The sequence below is a fragment of the Streptomyces sp. JLSY215 genome (genome assembly GCF_059682825.1).
Genome location: NZ_CM185022.1, coordinates 7,220,706 through 7,240,328 on the forward strand (window position 1 = coordinate 7,220,706; position 19,623 = coordinate 7,240,328).

General features: G+C 66.6%; 13 protein-coding genes and 2 pseudogenes. 9 read left to right on the forward strand and 6 right to left on the reverse strand.

Annotated features, from left to right (window positions below; translation table 11 throughout):
* Window positions 1–267: 267 nt before the first annotated feature.
* The 4 genes from AC5677_RS32025 to AC5677_RS32040 all read left to right on the forward strand — a co-directional run bounded on the left by AC5677_RS32025 (window position 268) and on the right by AC5677_RS32040 (window position 13,016).
* Window positions 268–1,806 carry an integrin alpha gene (locus AC5677_RS32025; protein WP_497191362.1) on the forward strand — a complete coding sequence of 513 codons (1,539 nt, stop codon included), beginning with the start codon at window positions 268–270 and terminating at the stop codon, window positions 1,804–1,806.
* A 32-nt stretch (window positions 1,807–1,838) separates the two neighbouring features.
* A complete protein-coding gene (locus tag AC5677_RS32030; RefSeq protein ID WP_497191363.1) occupies window positions 1,839–5,546 on the forward strand; it encodes a LamG-like jellyroll fold domain-containing protein in 3,708 nt (1,235 codons plus the stop codon).
* A 96-nt stretch (window positions 5,547–5,642) separates the two neighbouring features.
* Window positions 5,643–12,548 (forward strand): polymorphic toxin-type HINT domain-containing protein, encoded by a 6,906-nt coding sequence (locus tag AC5677_RS32035; RefSeq protein ID WP_497191364.1) that lies wholly within the window; start codon window positions 5,643–5,645, stop codon window positions 12,546–12,548.
* Between the two features lie 12 nt (window positions 12,549–12,560).
* Entirely contained in the window at window positions 12,561–13,016 is a 456-nt protein-coding gene (locus AC5677_RS32040) for a DUF4240 domain-containing protein (RefSeq protein WP_497191365.1), read from the forward strand.
* Window positions 13,017–13,850: 834 nt separating this feature from the next.
* Here AC5677_RS32040 and AC5677_RS32045 read toward each other — a convergent pair.
* The 3 genes from AC5677_RS32045 to AC5677_RS32055 are packed head-to-tail and all read right to left on the reverse strand — an operon-like array spanning window position 13,851 to window position 14,526.
* A complete protein-coding gene (locus tag AC5677_RS32045; RefSeq protein WP_497191366.1) occupies window positions 13,851–14,102 on the reverse strand; it encodes a hypothetical protein in 252 nt (83 codons plus the stop codon).
* A complete protein-coding gene (locus tag AC5677_RS32050; RefSeq protein WP_497191367.1) occupies window positions 14,102–14,326 on the reverse strand; it encodes a helix-turn-helix domain-containing protein in 225 nt (74 codons plus the stop codon). The genes AC5677_RS32045 and AC5677_RS32050 overlap by 1 nt, the downstream gene beginning before the upstream one ends.
* The gene (locus AC5677_RS32055; protein WP_497191368.1) at window positions 14,326–14,526 is read right to left on the reverse strand and encodes a hypothetical protein; all 201 of its coding nucleotides are present in this window, start codon (window positions 14,524–14,526) and stop codon (window positions 14,326–14,328) included. Before AC5677_RS32055 ends, AC5677_RS32050 begins: the two co-directional genes overlap by 1 nt.
* Before the next feature lie 539 nt (window positions 14,527–15,065).
* Here AC5677_RS32055 and AC5677_RS32060 point away from each other — a divergent pair.
* From AC5677_RS32060 to AC5677_RS32070, 3 genes are read left to right on the forward strand one after another with little or no spacing between them, the layout of a single operon-like run.
* A complete protein-coding gene (locus AC5677_RS32060) occupies window positions 15,066–15,536 on the forward strand; it encodes a WXG100-like domain-containing protein (protein ID WP_497191369.1) in 471 nt (156 codons plus the stop codon).
* On the forward strand, window positions 15,499–16,851 hold the full coding sequence (locus AC5677_RS32065) for a hypothetical protein (RefSeq protein ID WP_497191370.1): 1,353 nt from the start codon (window positions 15,499–15,501) through the stop codon (window positions 16,849–16,851). The genes AC5677_RS32060 and AC5677_RS32065 overlap by 38 nt, the downstream gene beginning before the upstream one ends.
* Window positions 16,832–17,290 (forward strand): hypothetical protein, encoded by a 459-nt coding sequence (locus AC5677_RS32070; protein WP_497191371.1) that lies wholly within the window; start codon window positions 16,832–16,834, stop codon window positions 17,288–17,290. The genes AC5677_RS32065 and AC5677_RS32070 overlap by 20 nt, the downstream gene beginning before the upstream one ends.
* Here the strand turns inward: AC5677_RS32070 and AC5677_RS32075 are convergent.
* Window positions 17,261–17,494 carry a hypothetical protein gene (locus AC5677_RS32075; protein ID WP_497196955.1) on the reverse strand — a complete coding sequence of 78 codons (234 nt, stop codon included), beginning with the start codon at window positions 17,492–17,494 and terminating at the stop codon, window positions 17,261–17,263. The genes AC5677_RS32070 and AC5677_RS32075 overlap by 30 nt on opposite strands.
* Here AC5677_RS32075 and AC5677_RS32080 point away from each other — a divergent pair.
* Window positions 17,484–18,089 (forward strand): annotated as a pseudogene (locus tag AC5677_RS32080) (HNH/endonuclease VII fold putative polymorphic toxin); the annotation flags it as partial. The gene AC5677_RS32075 and the pseudogene AC5677_RS32080 sit on opposite strands and share 11 nt — an antisense overlap.
* A 5-nt stretch (window positions 18,090–18,094) precedes the next feature.
* Complete coding sequence (locus AC5677_RS32085; RefSeq protein ID WP_497191372.1) at window positions 18,095–18,481, forward strand: Imm50 family immunity protein; 387 nt, start codon at window positions 18,095–18,097, stop codon at window positions 18,479–18,481.
* Between the two features lie 166 nt (window positions 18,482–18,647).
* On the opposite strand, the pseudogene AC5677_RS32090 reads toward AC5677_RS32085, so the two are convergent.
* A pseudogene (locus AC5677_RS32090) lies at window positions 18,648–19,230 on the reverse strand (tyrosine-type recombinase/integrase); the annotation flags it as partial.
* A 6-nt stretch (window positions 19,231–19,236) separates the two neighbouring features.
* Window positions 19,237–19,623 carry a hypothetical protein gene (locus AC5677_RS32095; RefSeq protein ID WP_497191373.1) on the reverse strand — a complete coding sequence of 129 codons (387 nt, stop codon included), beginning with the start codon at window positions 19,621–19,623 and terminating at the stop codon, window positions 19,237–19,239.

Here is a 19,623-nt window from a genome sequence, read left to right on the forward strand (position 1 = left end):
GCCTGCAGGTTCGAGGGAACGCACTATAGCCATGTTCTTCAACAGACTGTCAACGTCTGTAGGTTGACTTTGGCGATGTGTCTGCATTTATGCCTGTGATCATGAATTGACGCTCTTGCTGTGCTATCGCGTCGTGTCAACCCCCCTTTGGGTAAAGGGGGGTTGACACGGAGCTCACCCTTCCCCCTTACTTAGCCGCTGTTTAGCAGCTCTTTAATCGCCGTTTAATCGCCCCGTCGGGATGAAAGCGGCATATGGGGGTGGGGAGTGCGCATTCGCACAGGCTTAACCGGACTGGTGCTTTTGACTGCGGCAACACTGTCCGCAGTCGCTTCGCCGTACGGAACGCAGGTTGCAACGGCCGTCGGCTGTACGGCGGGGACGGACTCAGACTTCAACGGAGATGGCATCCGGGACACGGCGATCGCCGACCCGCTCGCCACCGTCAACGGCGCCGAGCGGGCCGGACTGGTCCGCGTGGTGCTCGGCGGGGGCAAGGGCGTCAGCGAAATCTCGCAGGCCACGACGGGTATGAACGCCACACCGGAGGCAGGTGATCACTTCGGGCTCGCCATGGCCACCTACGACGCCGATGCCGACGGCTGCACCGATCTGGTCGTGGGGGCGCCGTACGAGGACGTGCCCGTCAGCGGGAGCGACCTCATCGACGCGGGGGCGATCTACGTCATCCATGGCTCGGTGAGCGGAATCGGCGCCGGATCGTCCATCGACGACTACGCCCAGCAGGGCTACGACCCGAGCACGGCTACCGAGGCGAACGACTGGTTCGGCTTCGCGCTGGCTGCTGGCAAGACGCCTTCCGGCCAACCCTATTTGGCCGTCGGAGCGCCCGGCGAGAACGTCGGCGACGTCGCCGATGCCGGCGTCATCCACTACGCGCAGGGCGCCACGAAGACCACCGTCACCGAGGATGATCCCGCTGTCCCCGGTGACGTCGAGGCGCACGACCGGTTCGGATACGCGCTCGCGGCGACCTCACGGTATCTGGCCGTTGCCGCCCCGGGTGAGTCGATCGGCGACAAGAGGTTCGCCGGCGGAGTGGCCGTCTTCAACCACACGCTGGCCAACGGCGTGCCCACCGCGCTCGCCGGCCTCGACCAGGAGCAGCCGGGCATCAGCGGCTCGGCCGAGACCGGTGACGGATTCGGCACCTCAATCTCCCTGGCTCCTTATCGGCCGTCGGGCGCCGCATCGGAAACCGACGCACTGCTGGCGATCGGCATTCCCAACGAGGACGTCGGCACGGCTGCCGACGCGGGTCTCGTCCAGGTGGTGCACATCCCCTCCTCGGGCACGTACAAGGAGGTCAACGCGGCGGACCGGGGCACGGCGGAGGTCGAGGGCGATCCGGCGGCCGGGGACTTCCTCGGTCAGCGCGTCGCGCTCGCGAACACCAGCCCCGGGGCCGTCGGCACCGCCGCGACCATGAAGCTCGCAGTCGCCGTCCCGGGCCACGACGTCACCGGCGCGTCCGACGCCGGATCGGTGCAGGTGCTCCCGGCACTCGGCGACGCCGGAACCGGCGACAAGATCCTCGCGCGCGGAGGCGGCATCCTCCCCGGAACCCCCGGGCAGCGCGACTTCGCAGGGATGGGCCTGGCGACCTCCGCCACCGACCTGTACGTCGGCGTTCCGTACGGCAAAGCCGCCGGTGAGTCGAAGGGCGCCGTGTACGTGGTGCCGTGGACGGTCGTCGGCGGTGGCACGGGAGCGGTGAAGACGCTGAAGCCAGGCGCCGACGGCATCCCGGACGCCGGCCGGTCATTCGGCGCGGTGATCCGGTGACCAGGACCGATGCGCATTTCGAAGGTGGGGGAATGAGGAGCAGAGGGCGGCGAAGAAGACGCCGGGCCGCAGCCGTGACCGGCGTGCTGATGGCCGTGCTGGCCGCCGGAGTCACGGGGCTTCCGGCCGGCGCGCCGGACATCGCTCCTGAGGCGGCCGCGGCCGACGCCAGCACAGGCAAAACAGCCGTCGGCGAGTGGGCCGCCCAACTCGCGGCCGCCAAGTCCGGTGACCGCGTGGAGGTGCTGTCCCTCCGCGACGAGCGCTCCGAGACGTTCGCCAACCCGGACGGCACCTTCACCAGCAAGGAGTACGTCCAGCCCCTTCGTACCCGCAAGGACGGCACATGGGTCGACCTCGACCCCACGCTGGTCAAGGAGCCGGACGGCCGCTACGCGCCCAAGGCCGCGACCGCCGCCATGGCGTTCTCGGGCGGAGGAAGGGGGCCCTTCGCCACCATCGAACGGTCGGGCAGGACGATGTCCTTGTCGTGGCCGACGAAGCTGCCCGCGCCAACGGTCGACGGCAGCACCGCCACGTACGCGAATGTCCTGCCGGACGTGGACCTCGTGGTGCGCGCGTCTGCGGAAGGCTTCTCCCATCTGCTCGTCGTGAAGTCGGCCAAGGGCGCGGCCAACCCGGAGCTGGCAACCATCGAACTCCCCGTCGAGACACACGGCGTGGAACTCAAGACGCAGGAGAACGGCGGTCTGGTCGCCCAGGACGAGGGCTCGGGCGGTGAGGTGTTCGAGGCGCCGCGCCCGATGATGTGGGACTCAGGGCACGAGGCACCCGCTCCGTCGCCCTCGCCCGCGACGCCCAAGAACGCGGCAAAGCAAACGTCGTCCACGGTGCCGAAGACGGCCGTGCGCACCACCGGGCTGCCCGCATCCGACGCGCCGGACCAGAGTGGCGAGCCCGAGGCCGGTCCGCAGGACGGTGCGAAGGTCGCCGACGTCGGTCTGACGATGCAGTCCGAGGCCATGGTGCTGACCCCGGACACCGAACTGCTCAAGGGCGATGACACGGTCTACCCGGTCTACATCGACCCGGTGACCAAGACATCCACCCGCTCCGGCTGGACCATGGTCTCCTCCTTCTACCCCTCCGCGGAGTTCTGGAAGTTCTCCGACCACGAGGGTGTGGGCCGCTGCCCGGCGGACGTGTCGTACCGCTGCGCGAGCCCTGACGACCGGAAGCGGCAGTTCTTCGCCATTCCGACCGCCGGCTACGAGGGCAAGAACATCCTCGAGGCCGAGTTCGCCGTCACGATGGTGCACACCTACGACTCCACGGGGAAGTCGGTCGAGCTGGGCCGGGTCAACAGCACCGGTGGCAGTGCGATCAGCTCCGCCACCAACTGGAGCAACCAGCCGTCGCTCAAGCAGACCATCGCCTCGCAGTCGCCGACGAACCCCGCCGGTGCCTGCACTTCGACGAACCAGAACGTGCGGTTCAACGTCAAGAGCACGGTGCAGAAGGCCGCGGACAGCGGTTGGGACACCACCACGTTCCGGCTCAAGGCGGGCTCCGAGGACGACTACGCGTACTGGAAGCGCTTCTGCGGCAACGCGCACCTCGAAGTGAAGTACAACCGCCCGCCGTACCAGCCGAAGATGTCCGAGCTGTCGATGAATCACGGCGGCACATGCGAATACGGCGCGGCGGACGAGCACTACGCGGACGAGGTCCCGACGCTGAAGGCCGTCATCCGGGACCCGGATCACAACGACGTCGGCGGCAACACGGAGAAGCTGCGCGCCAAATTCAAGATCTACTGGACCTCCGGCGGGGTCACCAAGACGTACTCCCCGGTCACCGAGGCGAAGCAGACCCACAGCGTCAAGAACAACCCCGATGTCGGATACGCGAGCTTCTCGTACAAGGTGGGCAGCGACATTCCCGGCGACGGCGTGGCCGCGTTCACCATTCCGGAGAATGCGGTCATCGGCTGGGAAGTGCAGGGCCTGGACGATGCCTCGTCCGGTCCGTGGAGCAGCGCCGGTGATGCCGCCACCCGCTGCGAGTTCATCTACGACGCCACCCGGCCCAAGCCGCCCGTGGTCACCTCGACCGCCTACCCGGACGACGACGTCTGGCACGACGGCATCGGCGACTACGGCAGCTTCACCATGGACTCTCCTTCGACCGATGTGACCAAGTACAAGTACCGCTTCACCGGACAACCGGGCTGGAGCACCGTCGACGCCCCTTCCTCGGGCGCGGCAGCGACGATCCGCTTCATGCCGGACCGCGAGGGACCGTTCAACCTGGAGGCCAAAGCCGTCGACGGCGCGGGCCACACCCAGGAAACCGCCGTGGCACACACCTTCCTGGTGAACGACGGACGCGCGCCCAAGGCCGCCTGGTCGCTGGGTGACACGGCCGACTCCACCGAGGCCGCCGGGTCGCCGGGCACGCCGGCGGCCAAGGCCGGATCCGGCGTGAAGTTCGGAGAGCCCGTCCCGGGACGGCCCAATGAGAAGTCCGTCGCGCTGGACGGCACCGAGAACGCGTACCTCGACGCCGGTCAGCCCGCCGTCGACACCGGCAAGACCTTCTCGGTCTCGGCCTGGGTGACGCTGCCGGAGCTGCCGGACCACTCGATGGCCGTGGTCAGCCAGGACGGCGTCGCCGAGTCCGGCTTCACCCTCGGCTACGACGGCGAGTCGAAGATGTGGTCGTTCCGCGCGCCCGTCAGCGAGATCGAATCCCTGGGCTCATGGAAGGTGCTGGGCGTCAAGGCACAGAAGAACGTGCCCACGCATCTGATCGGCGTCTATGACGCCGAGCGGGGCGAGCTGAGGATGTACGTCAACGGCTACCTGATCAAGGACGACATCCAGCCGCGCCGGACGAGCTGGAACGCCCGAGGCGGCCTCCAGATCGGCCGCGCGCTCTCCCTCGACGACTACCGCTACCACTTCAAGGGCAACATCGCGGACGTCGAGGTCTACGACCGGGTCATCACGGAAGCCGAAGGCCGCTTCGTCGGTGGCATTCCGCCGCACCAGCTCGCCTACTGGCCGCTGGACGACGCAGCCGCCGGCAGCTCCCCGGAGATCTCCGGCGGCACGGGGCTCACCCTGTCCGGCAGCAGCTCCATCTACCAGCCGGACGACTCCTGCGACCCGGCTGCCGAGCCGGAGTGCCCGCCGGTCGCGGAGCCGCTATGGGGCGACGGCCACCTGGCGCTGAACGGCACCACGGACTACGCGTCGCGCGGCAGCGGACTGTTCCCCGCCGAGGGCAGCTTCACCCTGACCGCACGGGCCCGGCTGTCCTCGCCCACCGCGACACGTGACCAGACCGTGCTCTCGTTGCCAGGTGCGAATGCCACCGCCGTCGTGGTCCGTTACTCGAAGGCCGCGAACCGCTGGCAGCTTGCGGTGACCGAGAAGGACGCCGCCGGTGCGGTCGCCACCACGGCGGTCGACACGGCTGCGTTGCCAAGCGTCGACGGCGACGGTGATCACCTCGCCCTGGTCTACGACGCGCTGTTCGGCGAGGCCCGGCTCTACGTCAACGGCCAGCTGGCCGGGGCGCAGACGGCCTGGCGCAATACCTGGGACTTCTCCAAGGCGGGCGTGCAGGCCGGACGGAACGTCACCGGCACCACCGGCGGTGAGTATTTCTCCGGTGCGCTGGACGAAGTACGTGCCTACCAGGGTGCTCTCGACGCGAGCACCGTCGCGACGGTGGCCGGACTCGCCTCCGGTTCGAGCCTGAGCGAAGCCTAGTCGTCCTGCGCGGGGGTGGGCGCCACTGGCCGCCCACCCCCGCCTTTCTCTCCCCCCACGCCTTGCTCCGCGCTCCATCCATAACAACGGAGAGTCATGTCCATGCCATTTTGGTGGAAGGGCCGAAGACCGTTCCGGCGCCGCTCCACTCAACGCTGCTCCGCCATTGCGGTCGGCGTCGCGCTGACAATCAGTCTGCTGCCGCAGTACGCGCCGACGGCCGAAGCGGACGGCCTCAGCCGGCCCAGACTGCAGGACACCGGAGACCCGGTACGCGGCAAGAACGCCAAGTCCAAACCGCACCAGGCCAACCCGGCCGAAAAGGCCCAGGTCAAACTCCCACCCAAGGTCACATGGCCGAGGCCCGGCACCGACGAGATCCACATCGGCACCACGCCCGCCAAGGCCACGGGGCTGCCCCTCCGGGTCGGCCCGCCCAAGAAGACCGCCAACGCAGGCAAGGTCGACAAGGCCGGCAAGGCCATCAAGTCAACCCCTACCACCAAGGCCAAGCCCGCCCCCGACTCCGTCAAACTCGAGGTCGTCAGCCGTAAAAAGGCCACGGCCGCGGGCATCGACGGTGTGCTCCTCAAAGTGGCCCGTACGGACCACGACACGCAGCGCGGCTCGGCCCGGCTGCAGCTGGACTACTCCGGCTTCGCCAACGCCTACGGAGGCAACTACGGCTCCCGGCTCCGCTTCGTGCAGTACCCGGAGTGCCTGCTCACCACGCCGAAAAAAGCGGCATGCCGCACTCCGCGCGCGCTGCCGAGCAGCAACAACGCGGCCGCGCGCACCCTGGCCGCGGACGTGCCCGTGCCGTCCGCGCCCCAGGGGCCCCGCACCCAGCTGAAGGCGGCGGCCGCCGGAACCACCACGCTGCTCGCGGCCACCGCGGGATCGGGCTCCGACCAGGGTTCGTACGGGGCGACTCCGCTCTCCCCCTCCGCCGAGTGGAGCGTCTCCAACTCCTCCGGTGCCTTCAACTGGAGCTACCCGCTGCGCACCCCGCCGGTCCCCGGCGGCCTCGCCCCCTCCGTCTCCTTCGGCTACAACTCCCAGTCCGTCGACGGCGAGACCGCAGCCACCAACAACCAGGGCTCCTGGATCGGCCAGGGCTTCGGCTATGAGCCCGGCTTCATCGAGCGCCGCTACAAGAGCTGCGCCGACGACGGTCACGCCGACACCAACGGTGACCAGTGCTGGGCGTACGACAACGCCACGATCCAGATCGCCGGCGGCCCCTCGGGCCAGCTGATCAAGGACGACAAGACCGGCGAATGGCGGGTCGAGTCCGATGACAACTCCAAGGTCGAGCACCTCACGGGAGGTGCCAACGAGGACGACAACGGAGAGCACTGGCGGATCACCACCACCGACGGGACCGAGTACTCCTTCGGCCTCGACCGCCTGCCCGGCTGGTCCGCGGGCAAGGAGGAAACCGACTCCACCTGGACGGTCCCCGTCTACGGCGACGACGAAGGCGAACCCTGCTACAAGGCGACCTTCGCAGACGCCCACTGCAACCAGGCCTGGCGCTGGAACCTCGACCACGTCAAGGACACCCACGGCAACGTGATGTCGTTCTTCTACGGCCGGGAGACCAACTACTACACCCAGGGCCTGAAGACCACTGAGAACGGCAAGGCGTACACCCGCGGCGGCTACCTCCAGCGCATCGACTACGGCCAGCGCGACGGCAAGGTCTACACCGACCCGGCCGCCGGCCGCGTCGTCTTCACCACCGACGAACGCTGCATCGGGGCGGCCGCCGACTGCGAGCCCGGCGACCTCACTGACGCCACCGCCACACGCTGGCCGGACGTGCCGTGGGACCGCAACTGCAAGGCCGACACCAAGTGTGAGGGGCAGAACTCCCCGACGTTCTGGACCCGCAAGAAGCTGAGCAAGGTCACCACGCAGATCCGCTCCGGCACCGGCTACAGCGATGTCGATTCCTGGAAGTTCACCCACCTCTACACCGACAACGGCGACGGTTCCAAGTCGCTGTGGCTGAACAACATCGACCACACCGGGCACGTCGGCTCCTCCGCGGCCTCGATGCCATCCGTCGAACTCCTCGGCCAGCAGCTGCCCAACCGCATCGACAAGGCCGGCGACAACATCCAGGCGATGAACCGCTTCCGGCTCTCCGCCGTCGACAACGACACCGGCGGCCAGCTGGACATCGTCTACGCCCCGGCCGACTGCTCGGCGGACAGCCTCCCGTCCGCCGACTCCTCCACCAAACGCTGCTACCCGGTCAAATGGAACCCGCCGGGCGCCACCGAGCCGATCACCGACTGGTTCCACAAATACGTCGTCGACCGCGTCGTCCAAACCGACCTCACCGGCGGCGCACCGGACATGGTCAACACGTACGACTACCTCGGCGGCGCGGGCTGGAAGACCCCGAAGGCCGACGGCATCACGGACGACAAGTACCGCACACGCAGTGACTGGCGCGGCTACGAGAAGGTCCGGGTCACCAACTCCGACGGCACGACCAACGCCTCCAACACTCGTAGCGAACACGTCTTCCTGCGCGGTATGGGCGGCACCGTCACCGACTCCGAGGGAGTCGCGCACATCGACTCCGACGAGCTGTCCGGCTTCGAACTGGATACCACCACGTACAACGGCGGCTACACCGCCGACAAGGTGGTCACCAAGAGCATCAACACCCCGTGGACACGCACGACGGCAACCCGGACCAAGACCTGGGGCACCACCAAGGCGTGGTACGTCCGCCCCGATACCACCACCACCTACACCGCCCTGGCCGGCGGCGGCTGGCAGACGCTCAAAAGCACCACACGCTACGACCCGGACAACGGCCGGGTGACCGAGGTCGACGACTACGGCTCGCCCGACGACGTCGCCGACAACCAGTGCACCCGCACCAGCTACGCCGACAACACGGCGCAGCACATGCTCGAAGTGGTATCCCGGGTGGAGAAGGTCGCCGCCTCCTGCGGCGACCCCGTCGACCGCAAGACCCAGGTCATCTCCGACGACCGCACCTTCTACGACGGCAAGGGCCTGGGCGAGGCGCCGACCAAGGGCGACACCACCAAGGTCCAGAAGCTGGCCTCCCACGACGGCACCACAGCCACGTACCGGACCGTCACCGAGAGCCTGCCGACGGACTTCGACGCCTACGGCCGCTTCACCAAGGTCACCGACGCAGCCGGCAACGTCACCAGCACCGCCTACACCGAGACCGACGGCCTGACGACAAAGAAGTCCGAGACCAACGCACTGGGCTGGGTCACCACCACCGAGTACAACCCGGCCTGGGGTGTGCCGTCCGCGCAGATCGATATGAACGGCAAGCGCACCGACCTCGGGTACGACGCGCTCGGCCGCCTCACCTCGGTGTGGATGCCCGACCGCCCGAAGACGTCGTTCACCCCATCGATCAAGTACAGCTACCTGGTCCGCAAGACCGCCCCGGTGGCCGTGAAGACGGAGAAGGTCCAGAACAACGGCGGCTACGGCATCGAGTACGCGCTGTACGACGGCTTCCTGAGACCGCGCCAGGAACAGACGCAGGGCCCGGGCGGCGGCCGCATGGTCGCCGACACCTTCTACAACGGCACCGGCAGCATCGCCAGGAGCTACACCGACTACTACACCAGCGGCGCGCCCAGCGATCAGCTGTTCAACGCCGTCAACGGTGACGTCGACGCCCAGAACCTCACCGAGTACGACGGAGCGGGCCGTAAGACCGCCGACATCTTCCGCGTGGCGGGCGAGGAGAAGTCGCGCACCACGTACACGTACGGCGGCGACCGGGTGCACGTCGACCCGCCGGCGGGCCAGGCCCCGACGACCACCATCACCGACGCACGGGGTCGCACCACAGACATCCGCCGCTACAAAGGCGACAAGCCGCTGCCCGGCGGCACATCGGCCGACTACGAAGCCATTCAGTACACCTACGACCCGGCCGGCCGGCTGAAGTCGGTCAAGGACCAGGCGGACAACACCTGGTCCTACACCTACGACCAACTCGGCCGGAAGAAGGAGGCCAACGACCCGGACACCGGCAAGACGACATACACCTACGACGACCTGGACCGGCTGACCTCCACCACGGACGCGCGCGGCAAGAAGGTCTCGACGAAGTACGACGCCGTCGGCCGCACCCTGTCCACCTGGGAAGGTGAGCCGGACACCGGCACCAAGCTCACGGTCACCACGTACGACAAGCTCGCCAAGGGAGAGCTGTACGGCACCTACCGCTACGCCGCAGGCGCCGTGCAGTCCAGCACGATCGTCGCCGAGCTGGACGAGATGTACCAGCCGACCAAGACCCGCTACACCCTCGCGGGCACGGCCGCGCCGGAACTCAACGGAACGTACGAGTACACGACGCAGTACAACCGCGACGGCACGGTGCAGTCGATCGGCATGCCGGCCGCGGGCGGACTGCCGGCCGAAACGATCTCCTACGGCTACGACGAGCTCCAGCGAACGACCCAGCTGAACACCTCGCTCGGCAGCACCTACGTCAACGCGGCCCGCTACTCGCCGATCAGCCAGCTCCAGCAGCTGGAACTGACCACGGGCGGTGCGGCCGACAAGAAGACCTGGTTGACCTACGAGTACGAGCGCGGCACCGACCTGCTCACCCGCTCGCGCGTCGACCGGGAGGGCGCCTCGGCCGTCACCCACGACGCCCGCTACGCCTACGACAGCTCGGGTAACGTCACGGCCATCGCGGACGCCCCGACCGGGGGCCAGGCCGACGTCCAGTGCTTCACCTACGACTGGCAGCGACGGCTGACGAACGCGTGGTCCACGACGAACGCGTCCGACGGTGCGGTCGGTTCGGGCAAGGGGAACGCGGCGTGCGCGAACGCGCCGTCGCCGAGCACCATCGGCGGCCCGGCCCCGTACTGGCACGAGTTCGCCTACGACGCGGCGGGCAACCGCAAGAAGCAGGTGATCCACGGCGTCGGCGGCGCGGGCGACACCACCCGGACATACTCCTACGGCGACCAGGACCAGGACGGCACCCCGGGCGAGGCCGGCGACGGCGGCCCGCACCAGCTCACCAAGGTCGTCCAGGACGTCGCGGCCAGTGGTTCCGATCCGGCGGTCCACTCCCAGGACACCTTCACCTACGACGCCGCCGGCAACACCGACAAGCGCATCCTCAACGGCGACACCCAGAACCTGGACTGGAACGCCGAAGGAAACCTGACCAAGTCCACCGAGGGAACAAAGGAATCCACCTTCGGATACGACGCAAGCGGTGAACGGGTCCTTCGCAAGGAGCCGGACGCAACCACCTTCTATCTGCCCGGCATGGAGCTGCGAGCCGACGCCGGCAAGGCGGTCACCGGCGCTCGGTACTACCTCTTCGGCGACAAGACAGTCGCGCTGCGCACGAAGAACGGCGTCGAGTTCCTCTCGGCCGACCACCACGGCACCGCCGAGATCTCCGTCAACGCCGCGACGGGCGAGACGACCCGCCGCCGGATGGATCCCTTCGGCGCGGAGCGCGGTGACGAGCCCAAGCCATGGGTCGACGACAAGGGCTTCCTCGGCAAGCCGGTCGACAAGTCCACGGGCCTCACCCATGTCGGCGCCCGCGAATACGAGCCGGAGAACGGCCGCTTCGTCTCGGCGGACCCGGTCATCGACTTCACCGACCCCCAGCAGATCAACGGCTACGCCTACGCCGGCAACAGCCCGGTGTCCTTCAGCGATCCGAGCGGGAAGTTCTCGATCGACCTGTTCCTGGTCGGCCTCATGCCGGTCGTCGGCCTCGGGCTCGCGTTCGCGGTCCAGTCCATGTATTACGGGGGCAAGAAATACACCCCGGAGCAGTCCACTGCCGCAGCGTCGCAGCGCCGCGCGGAACGGGAACGCGGCAAGGCCAACGCGGCCAAACGCCGTGCGATCGGGGCGGCGAAGGAACTCGCCAAGCTCGCCGCGGACGAACTCGGCATCACGGACGCCCTGGACTGCTTCACCACCGGAAGCCTCGGCGCCTGCGGCTCGACGGCCCTCAACATCGCCACGAGCTTCGTCGGCGGCCTGGTCGGCAAGTTCGCGACGAAGTACGCGCTGCCCTGGAAGTGGGCCAAGGCCATTGCTCTGGGCAAACGGGTCTGGGGCCTGCTGAAAAAGATCAAGAACGGCTTCACCTCGTGGCTGCAGACCAGCAAGCGGGCCGACAAGCTGGAGGCGGCGGCGGAAAAATCCGCTGAAGCCGCCGACAAAGCCTGTGCCGCCAACAGCTTCACACCGAAAACCAAGGTCTTGATGGCCGACGGCTCCAGAAAGGACATCAAGGACGTCAAGACCGGCGACAAGGTCGTCGCCACGGACCCCGACACGCGCAAGACCGAGACCGAAACGGTCACGGCCGAGATCAAGGGCAAGGGGGCCAAACACCTCGTCAAGCTCACCGTCGACACCGACGGCAAGCACGGCGACAAAACGGCGTCGGTCACCGCGACGGACGGCCACCCCTTCTGGTCACCAAAACTCCACGCCTGGGTCGACGCCACAAACCTCCACCCCGGCCAGTGGCTGCGTACCAGCGCCGGCACGCACGTCCAGATCATCTCGGTCAAGCGCTGGACGCAGCAGGCGGTGGTCCGGAACCTGACTGTTGCTGATCTGCACACGTACTATGTGCTGGCGGGGGCCACGCCGGTTCTTGTGCATAACTGCAACAAGAATCAAGGGATCTATGAGTTCGAGGATCAGCTGAACCCTGGAAAGACGTATGTCGGTAAGACGAAGAACTTCAACAACCGCCTGCAGGATCACATCGACAGCGGGCGCCTGAAGAGTCGTGAAGACGCGACCTGCGCGCATGTTTGCGGAACGAATGATGACCTGTTCGTTGCCGAACATCTTCGGATGGAAGAACTGCGCGGTCAGGGAGTCGATTTGTCGAATGACATTGCGTCGCCGGGCAAGAGAATCCTGAAGCAAAGGCAAGATTCCGAAAAATTCGAACAACTCGGACTCTGGTAGGGACGGCTCGAAGTGACTGATTTCTGGAAGGTCATCGGATCAAGCTCCGTGCAGGATGAGAGCGAGATCGACTCCGCCCTGGAGCGGATCTCTGGGCAGCTCAGTGTGATGAAGCCCGGTGCCTTGAATCGATTTGTTGAGCGACTCCGGGAGTCTCTCTATCAGATCGACAGGAGGGATCTGGCGGAGGTGCCAGTAGCGCTTGCCAATGGTTTGAAGCTCCCGCAGACAAGCGACCACTTCCTCTATGCGCGATGCGCGTGCATCTTGGCGGGCGAAAAGGCGTACGGCGATGTCCTGAGTTCTGGTGTCGGTTTCGATCGCTTCGTTGCGCCGTTTGCTCAGGAGGCTGAGGCGCTGCTCTACCTCGCGTCGGAGCAATACGAAAGGAAAACCGCATCCAAGATGAACGTCGAGAACTATTTCTCGATCGAATCGGGGTCGAACATTCAAGGATGGACTGCCTGATCTCTGTCAGGATTCGGGTTACCTGAGGACGTACTGAAGGTCCGCCGGAATGGTTCCGGCGGGCCTTTAGGGTCTTGTGACGGCAACGGCAACGTCATGAGCCTGTCGGGGATCGCGAGGGAGGCCGGGCTCAACCGCCGCACCGTCCGCACGTACTTGTCCTCTGAGGCCCGGTTGTCCCGCCTCGTCGGGCTGCGCCGGGACATGGCCGTCGGCGGATGGTGGATGAGGTCGCGCCCCTGATCGACGCGATGCTGCGGTCCGAGACTCTGATCAAAGGTGCCGTGGTTCACGAGAGGCTGGTGGCCGAGTACGGCTTCACCAGCACCTACCAGCGGGTCAAGCTCTACATGCAGGAGGCCCGGCCACGGATCGCGGAGGAACTGGGCATCAGCCCGGGCGAGCTGGCTGACCTTCACCGCAGGTTCGAGGTTGTTCCTGGAGCGCAGGCCCAGGTGGACTGGGGAGACGAAGGGCAGATCCTCGCTGCGGTGGGAGGGCTCTCGATCGAGCCGGTCAATCGCGTCGGCCCGAACTTCAGTAATGACGAGCCTTACAATTTCGATCCTTTCGCCGCTGGGTCAGGGCAGCGTGATCTAGCGGAAGAGGTAGGGAGTGTTCTCGGTAGGGACTATTTCCCAATCGGTGAATGGCTCAGTTATTCAAGCGTATTCGTCGAGGCTGGGGGAGGGTGGTTGCTGCGGGTATGGGCTGGATTTGGGAGATCGGTTCTACCTTTGAAGGCTCCCTGGAGTTGGCAGTCTGTGCGAATCGCCCCCTGGTCTGCCTGCACTCCGATCCGGGACTCGATCCTTGGCCGAGCCCTGATTCCCGTTAACGAATCTCGATCGCGTCGAGCATCGTCTGACGGGGCTGCTGGTCGGGTTGACAGCAGTAGCTGACGGCAACGGCGGCGGACATAGTGGTGTCCGCTGCCGTCTTGCTGTCAGGGGCGGTCGAGCGAGTGGCCGAGCAGGTCGATGGCGTCGCGCTGAAGGCGAAGTCGGACTTGCCGAGGCCAGGGATGAGATAGCGGTGGACGCAGGTGGTGTAGCGGGTGTGGGTGTTGTCGCGGGGCGTGGTCATTACGTGGCTTCCTGGTCGAGGCGGGTGCGGATGAAGTCGGCGAGCGCGTGGGCGGGGATGCGGCGGGCCCGGCCGAGGGTGATCGATGCGAGCTGGCGGTTGCGGAGCAGGTCGTAGGCGGCGGAACGGCCGAGCTGGAGGCGGGCCATGACCTGGTCAACTGCCAGCAGTTCCTCCGGTGTGCTCGGCCCCTGGTGGGGCGCGGCGGGTGCATGCACGGTCATCAGCAGCCCCCTTCCGTGACGAACTGTCGTACGAGTTCTCTGTGGTGCCAGACGGCGGCGGCGAGGAGTGCGCCGCCGGGACTGTAACCGGTGCCGAGGTAGGCCCAGTGGCCGATGACAAGGGTGGTTTCCGGGTCGCGCTCGGGCAGGCCGGCGTGGAACGATCCCCGCTGGGAAGCTCCGCAGCAGGTCAGTCCCACTCGCGAACGCTCTGAGCCGAGAGGGACGAACTCCCAGGTCTGAGCCCCGTGGGTGGGGAAAGAACGGAATCAAGATGCGCGCGCTCACTCTGCACGTCACAGCGGCTCGACTCGACGAGACCTTGCGCAAGTTTCCTGGTCAGGGCAGGAACCAGCGACTACGGCAGTTGCAACTCTCCGCGCATCACCGGCATGTGCGTATGGTCCAAGTCCCCCCGCACACACCCCATCATCCGCGCCCTGTTTCCGCGATCGCCGACCCCACCTTGGTGCCGCGCCACGAGGGCCCGACGCCGGGAACGGTCCTGTCACCATCACCGGCCCCTAACCCGCCGGCGTGCCGCCCGCAGGAACCGGAAGGCACCCGGCCTACGCCCCAACCGGACATTGGTGCCACCAGCAAGCCACCATCCGCGTGGCGCTGGCAGAGACGCGGCGGCCTGGCTGGGTGCGGCACCCATGCGTCTCAGAGCGAACTTGAGGAGCAAAGGCCAGCTGTAAGTATCTGATCATCTGTGTTTTACGGTGGTGTGTTTCGCATGGGTGTTGTGCTGCCTGGGTGGGCGGATGAGCTGCTGGACCTGATTGGCGTCTCGTGGCCGAATGTGGATGAGGGCGACTACTGCGAGATGGCGAATGCCATGCGGGAGTTCGCCAACGACATGGACGAGGGTGCGAGCGAGGCGCACACGGTCATTGGGGATCTGGTGAGTTCGGCGGGTGGCTCACTGGCCGTGGAGGCGCTGAACGCCCACTGGGGCAAGATCAACGGCAAGCATCTGAAGGATCTTGCTGATTGTGTCCGTATGGCAGGCACCGCGATGGACGGTGTCGCGGTCCTCATTGAGGGCGCCAAGATCGGCGCGCTGCCGTGCGGCGCGGCCACGGCGTGCGAGCTGCTACCCACTTCGGCATGGGGTCCGACCTGCACTGCAAGGATTCGTCCAGCCCTCGGCAAGCCTTCCGTCCCGCGTGGCGGGCATATCCCTGGCAGACCGACCCGAACGTGACGACTGGGGGAACATGTCTAACGTCATCGGGCCCACGGGGGCCGTACGGAGGGACCCCGGCCAGTGGCTGACGCTGCCCGGGTGCAAGAAGATCCTGTTCATCGTTCACACCGAGGTATACGGGAAGCGGTTGTGCGATCTGCTGCCGCTGCTGGAATCTGATCTGCGGGTCCAGGTGGCGTTCACCCTCGCCCCGCATGCGTTCAACAGCGGAGCGGATCGGCTGCTGAGGTCCCTGGGGGCCACCGTGCTGCCTTGGGAGCACGCCGTACGCACCGAATTCGACCTCGCTCTGGCAGCCGGCTCCCAGGGGACCGAACAAGTGCGCGCGCCGCTGATCCGCCTCCCGCACGGCGCTGGACACGGGAAGCTGTCCCGCACGGCGGACGACCCGCCGGGAACTCCGCGGAGCGTAGGTGGCCTGGGGCGCAAGTATCTGATGTGGGACGGCAAGGTCGTGCCCAAGGCACTCGGGCTGGCGCACCGTGACGAGCTGGCGCAACTGGAGCGTTCGTGTCCTGAAGCCCTGCCGATCGCGGAGGTGGTGGGCGACGCGTGCTACGACCGGATCGCGGCGAGCCTGTCACTTCGGGAGCGATACCGGAACGCCCTGGGGCTCCGGGCCGGTGAGAAGCTGGTGCTCGTCACCTCGACCTGGGGTCCGGGTTCTTCGTTCAACCGGCTCGATGCGCTGCTTCCCCGGCTGGTGGCCGAGCTCCCGCGGCTGGTCTTCCGAACGGCGATCCTGGTGCACCCGAACGTCTGGGCGGGGCACGGCAGCTGGCAGGTGGAGGCATGGCTCGCGACCTGCCGGCGCTTCGGCATCACGGTGCTTCCCCAGGAGGTGGACTGGCGTTCGCCGCTGATCGCCGCGGACTGGGTGATCGGCGACCACGGGTCGGTCACGCTCTACGCCACGATGACCAAGGCGGCGATCCTGCTCGCCAGGTTCCCCGAGCGCGACGTCAACCCGAATTCCCCCGGGGCCGCGCTGGCGCTGGCAGCCCCCGCACTGTCACCGGCGCATCCCCTCACGGAGCAACTCGCCTACGCCGCTGCCGAATATCCCGCGCAGGACTATGCACGCATCGCCAAACGCATTTCTTCGCAACCGGGCCGTTTCAACCGGAACATGCGACGGCTCATCTACCGGCTCCTCGGCATTGGCCACCCCGCGTACAGCCCGGCGACGGATGTGTTGCCGCCGCCAGAACCCCTCGTCGGAGCGCGCGGTGGGCACCCACTGCGCCGGAGGGGCAACGGGCGACACGGCAAGGGCTGTGGGGGGTGCGAGCATGCGCGCGACGTCAACTGAGCACTGCCCGGCAACCGGTGTGTTGATCGTGGGCAACCGCGCCACCGTGATCGTCCCGAACGACGACTACTTCGGTGTCGATCTCGACATCTGTGCCGACGAGACGACGCGGCAGTGTGCCGACGTGCTGTATGGCGCCGGCGGCCTTCGGCAGGCGAAGCGGCTGCTGGGCCGCTATCCGGGCTGTCTGTTCGTGCTCTTCCGCACCGGCGGCTCGCGGTGCGTTGCCGTCATGCGCACCGGGGTCCACGTCATGACGACGATTAGCTGTGACTGGGTGCCCGGCGGAGGGGACCAGGCGCTGCTCGCCGCGCTGCTCCACGCCTGGGTGGCGGCGTTGCTGCCACTGGACTGGCTGGCGTCCGCGGTGTTCGTGTGCGTCGGAAGGACGTATCGATTCACGACCTCGTCAACTGGATTCGGTGCCCGCAGCGGGTAATCGTGTGCGCAGGCGGCGGGCGTCGCTCTCGCTGACGGGCGCGTACAGGGCCAGGGACCGCTCGTAGCAGTCCCTGGCCCGCAGCGCGTTTCCATCTTCCTCGGCAGCCTGCCCGAGGAATTCCCATACCCGGGCCTGCCAGTGGACCGAACCGGCCCTGGTGAACTCGCCGAGTGCCTGGTCGAGCAGCCGCGCTTGGCGCACCCGCACGACTCTCTGGGGCACGACAACGTGGGCCGCCAGCAGCACCGCGTACACCCCACTCCGCTTCCCCGGCCAATACTTCGACCCGGAGACCACTCTCCACTACAACTTTCATCGCTACTACGACCCTGAAACCGCCCGATACGCAAGCTCCGACCCGTTGGGACTCGCTCCAGCTCCGAACCCCGCCACCTACGTCCATAACCCCCACATCTGGATCGACCCCCTCGGCCTCGCTCCGAAATGCGAGGATGACCAGACACACGAGACTTCCACTAGCCGGAGGGAGTCATTTCGCAAAGCCAAGAGTCATCTTGGAATCCCGCTTTCCCAGCAACCGGATGAGCTGCGGATGGTGCCTATGACAGACCGCACAGGTCGCCAGGTAATGGATGGCAATGGGCGACCCGTAATGACGCGCGAGTACCACTACACAAGAGGGGACGGGAGCCGAGTGGTAATCCAAGACCACTCATACGGTCACTACTACGGCGAAGGAGGCGTAGGAGACCAGGGTCGCCACATCAACGTGAGGCCAATCGAGAACACCCGGACCGGAAAAGTCCCCGGAACTGCACAGCATTACGAGTGGTGAGGATTATGTCCTGGACGTCGATCCTGCAAAATCCAACCGGAATTCAGAGGATCTATGAAAATAGACTTCCTCGCCTAGAATCGGTCCATTTGCACGAGATCAGTTTGAATCGCGAAGGTCCAACACTGAAACTGCGATTCGACCTCCCCGAATACCCGGAGCATCCACCACGCAAATGGGTGTATCAGGGTTTTGACACGGTTCAGGTTGAACTGCTGCTCACAGGTGTTCAATCTGTCAGCCTGAACGGCTTCACTACGACTCCGGTCGTTAATATCGACTTGAGTCGAGAGGAGGAAGTGGCTCTAGAGGCCGTGTCCGAGGACCTCAACTTGCGCGTACGTGCTGAGGCTGCACTCATCGGGAATATTTCCGCCTACGTCAATGTCTGAAGACCCTCCTGTGTGATGCGAGGGAGATGACGAGGGGCGTCGATCCGTACCCATCGACCACTGGTCTTACGCGAAGGCTGCCCTCCGAAAGGGAATGAGCTCTGGGGCCTGAAGCCCCCTCCGCATTTCAGTTGCGGAGGGGGCCTCGTGGCGTTTGACGGCAACGTCAGCGGACGACGGCTGTGGCGGGTGGGGCGTCGGGGCCGTTGCCTGTGGGGCTGAATGCGTTGCCGAGGGTGTTGATGGCCTGGCGTTGGAGGCGGAGTCGGACGTGGGCGTAGACGCCGGCGGTGACGCCGATGTGGGCATGAACCAACAACTCCTTGATCACGACGAGGGCGACGCCCTGTTCCAGGAGCAGGGTGGCGGTCGAGTGGCGGAGGTCGTGGAAGCGAATGCGGCGGAGCCCGGCCCGGTCGAGGAAGCTGCGGAAGCGGCGGGTGTGGTTGGCCGGGTCGATAGGCCGTCCGGTCGGCGTGGGCCGTGTCGAGGAACTGGCGGGCCTCTGTCGTTGTGAGGGGCCGGAAGCGCCTCGGCCGGTGCGTAGTGGTCTTGACGTGCCGGGCGACGTTGCGCGGCAGCTCGTCTTCGCGGACGGCGTGTTCGAGGGCGGACTTGAGCACCGAGTGCACGTAGGTCGTGGTCAGGGGCGACAGCCGCTTCCGGCAGCATTCGCCGATGGCGCAGCACTGTTTCCGTTCGGTGTCCAGGCCCTGGGGCAGGGCTTCGGCGTAGTTTGCTGTCGTCCGTTTTGATCACGTGAGGCCGAGAAGGGCAAGGGGCCGGGTTTGGTCTCGGGCTGCCCGTCGGAGGCCGGAGGCGATGTTGCCGGCGCCGGTCAGGCGGACAGCTCCGATCGTGAGGTTTCTGCAGGTGGCCATCGATCTGGGGGTGTTTCCGGTCCGCAGCTGGGAGGCGTCCTCGGCGCAGGTGATGTGTCTGACGTGGTGCAGGGCTTCGACGGTCCAGTGCCCTCGGATCAGTCGGGCGAGCTGAGCCGGGCCGGCCTGCTCGGCGGTGAGGCTGGTGACCGCGTAGACAGTCTTGAGGCTGATCTTCCCGGTCTTGCGGTGGATGCGGCGGCGGACGATCTGGACAGCCTGGCGGGTGCCGGGGAAGAGCAGGTTGTTGACCGTGCACAC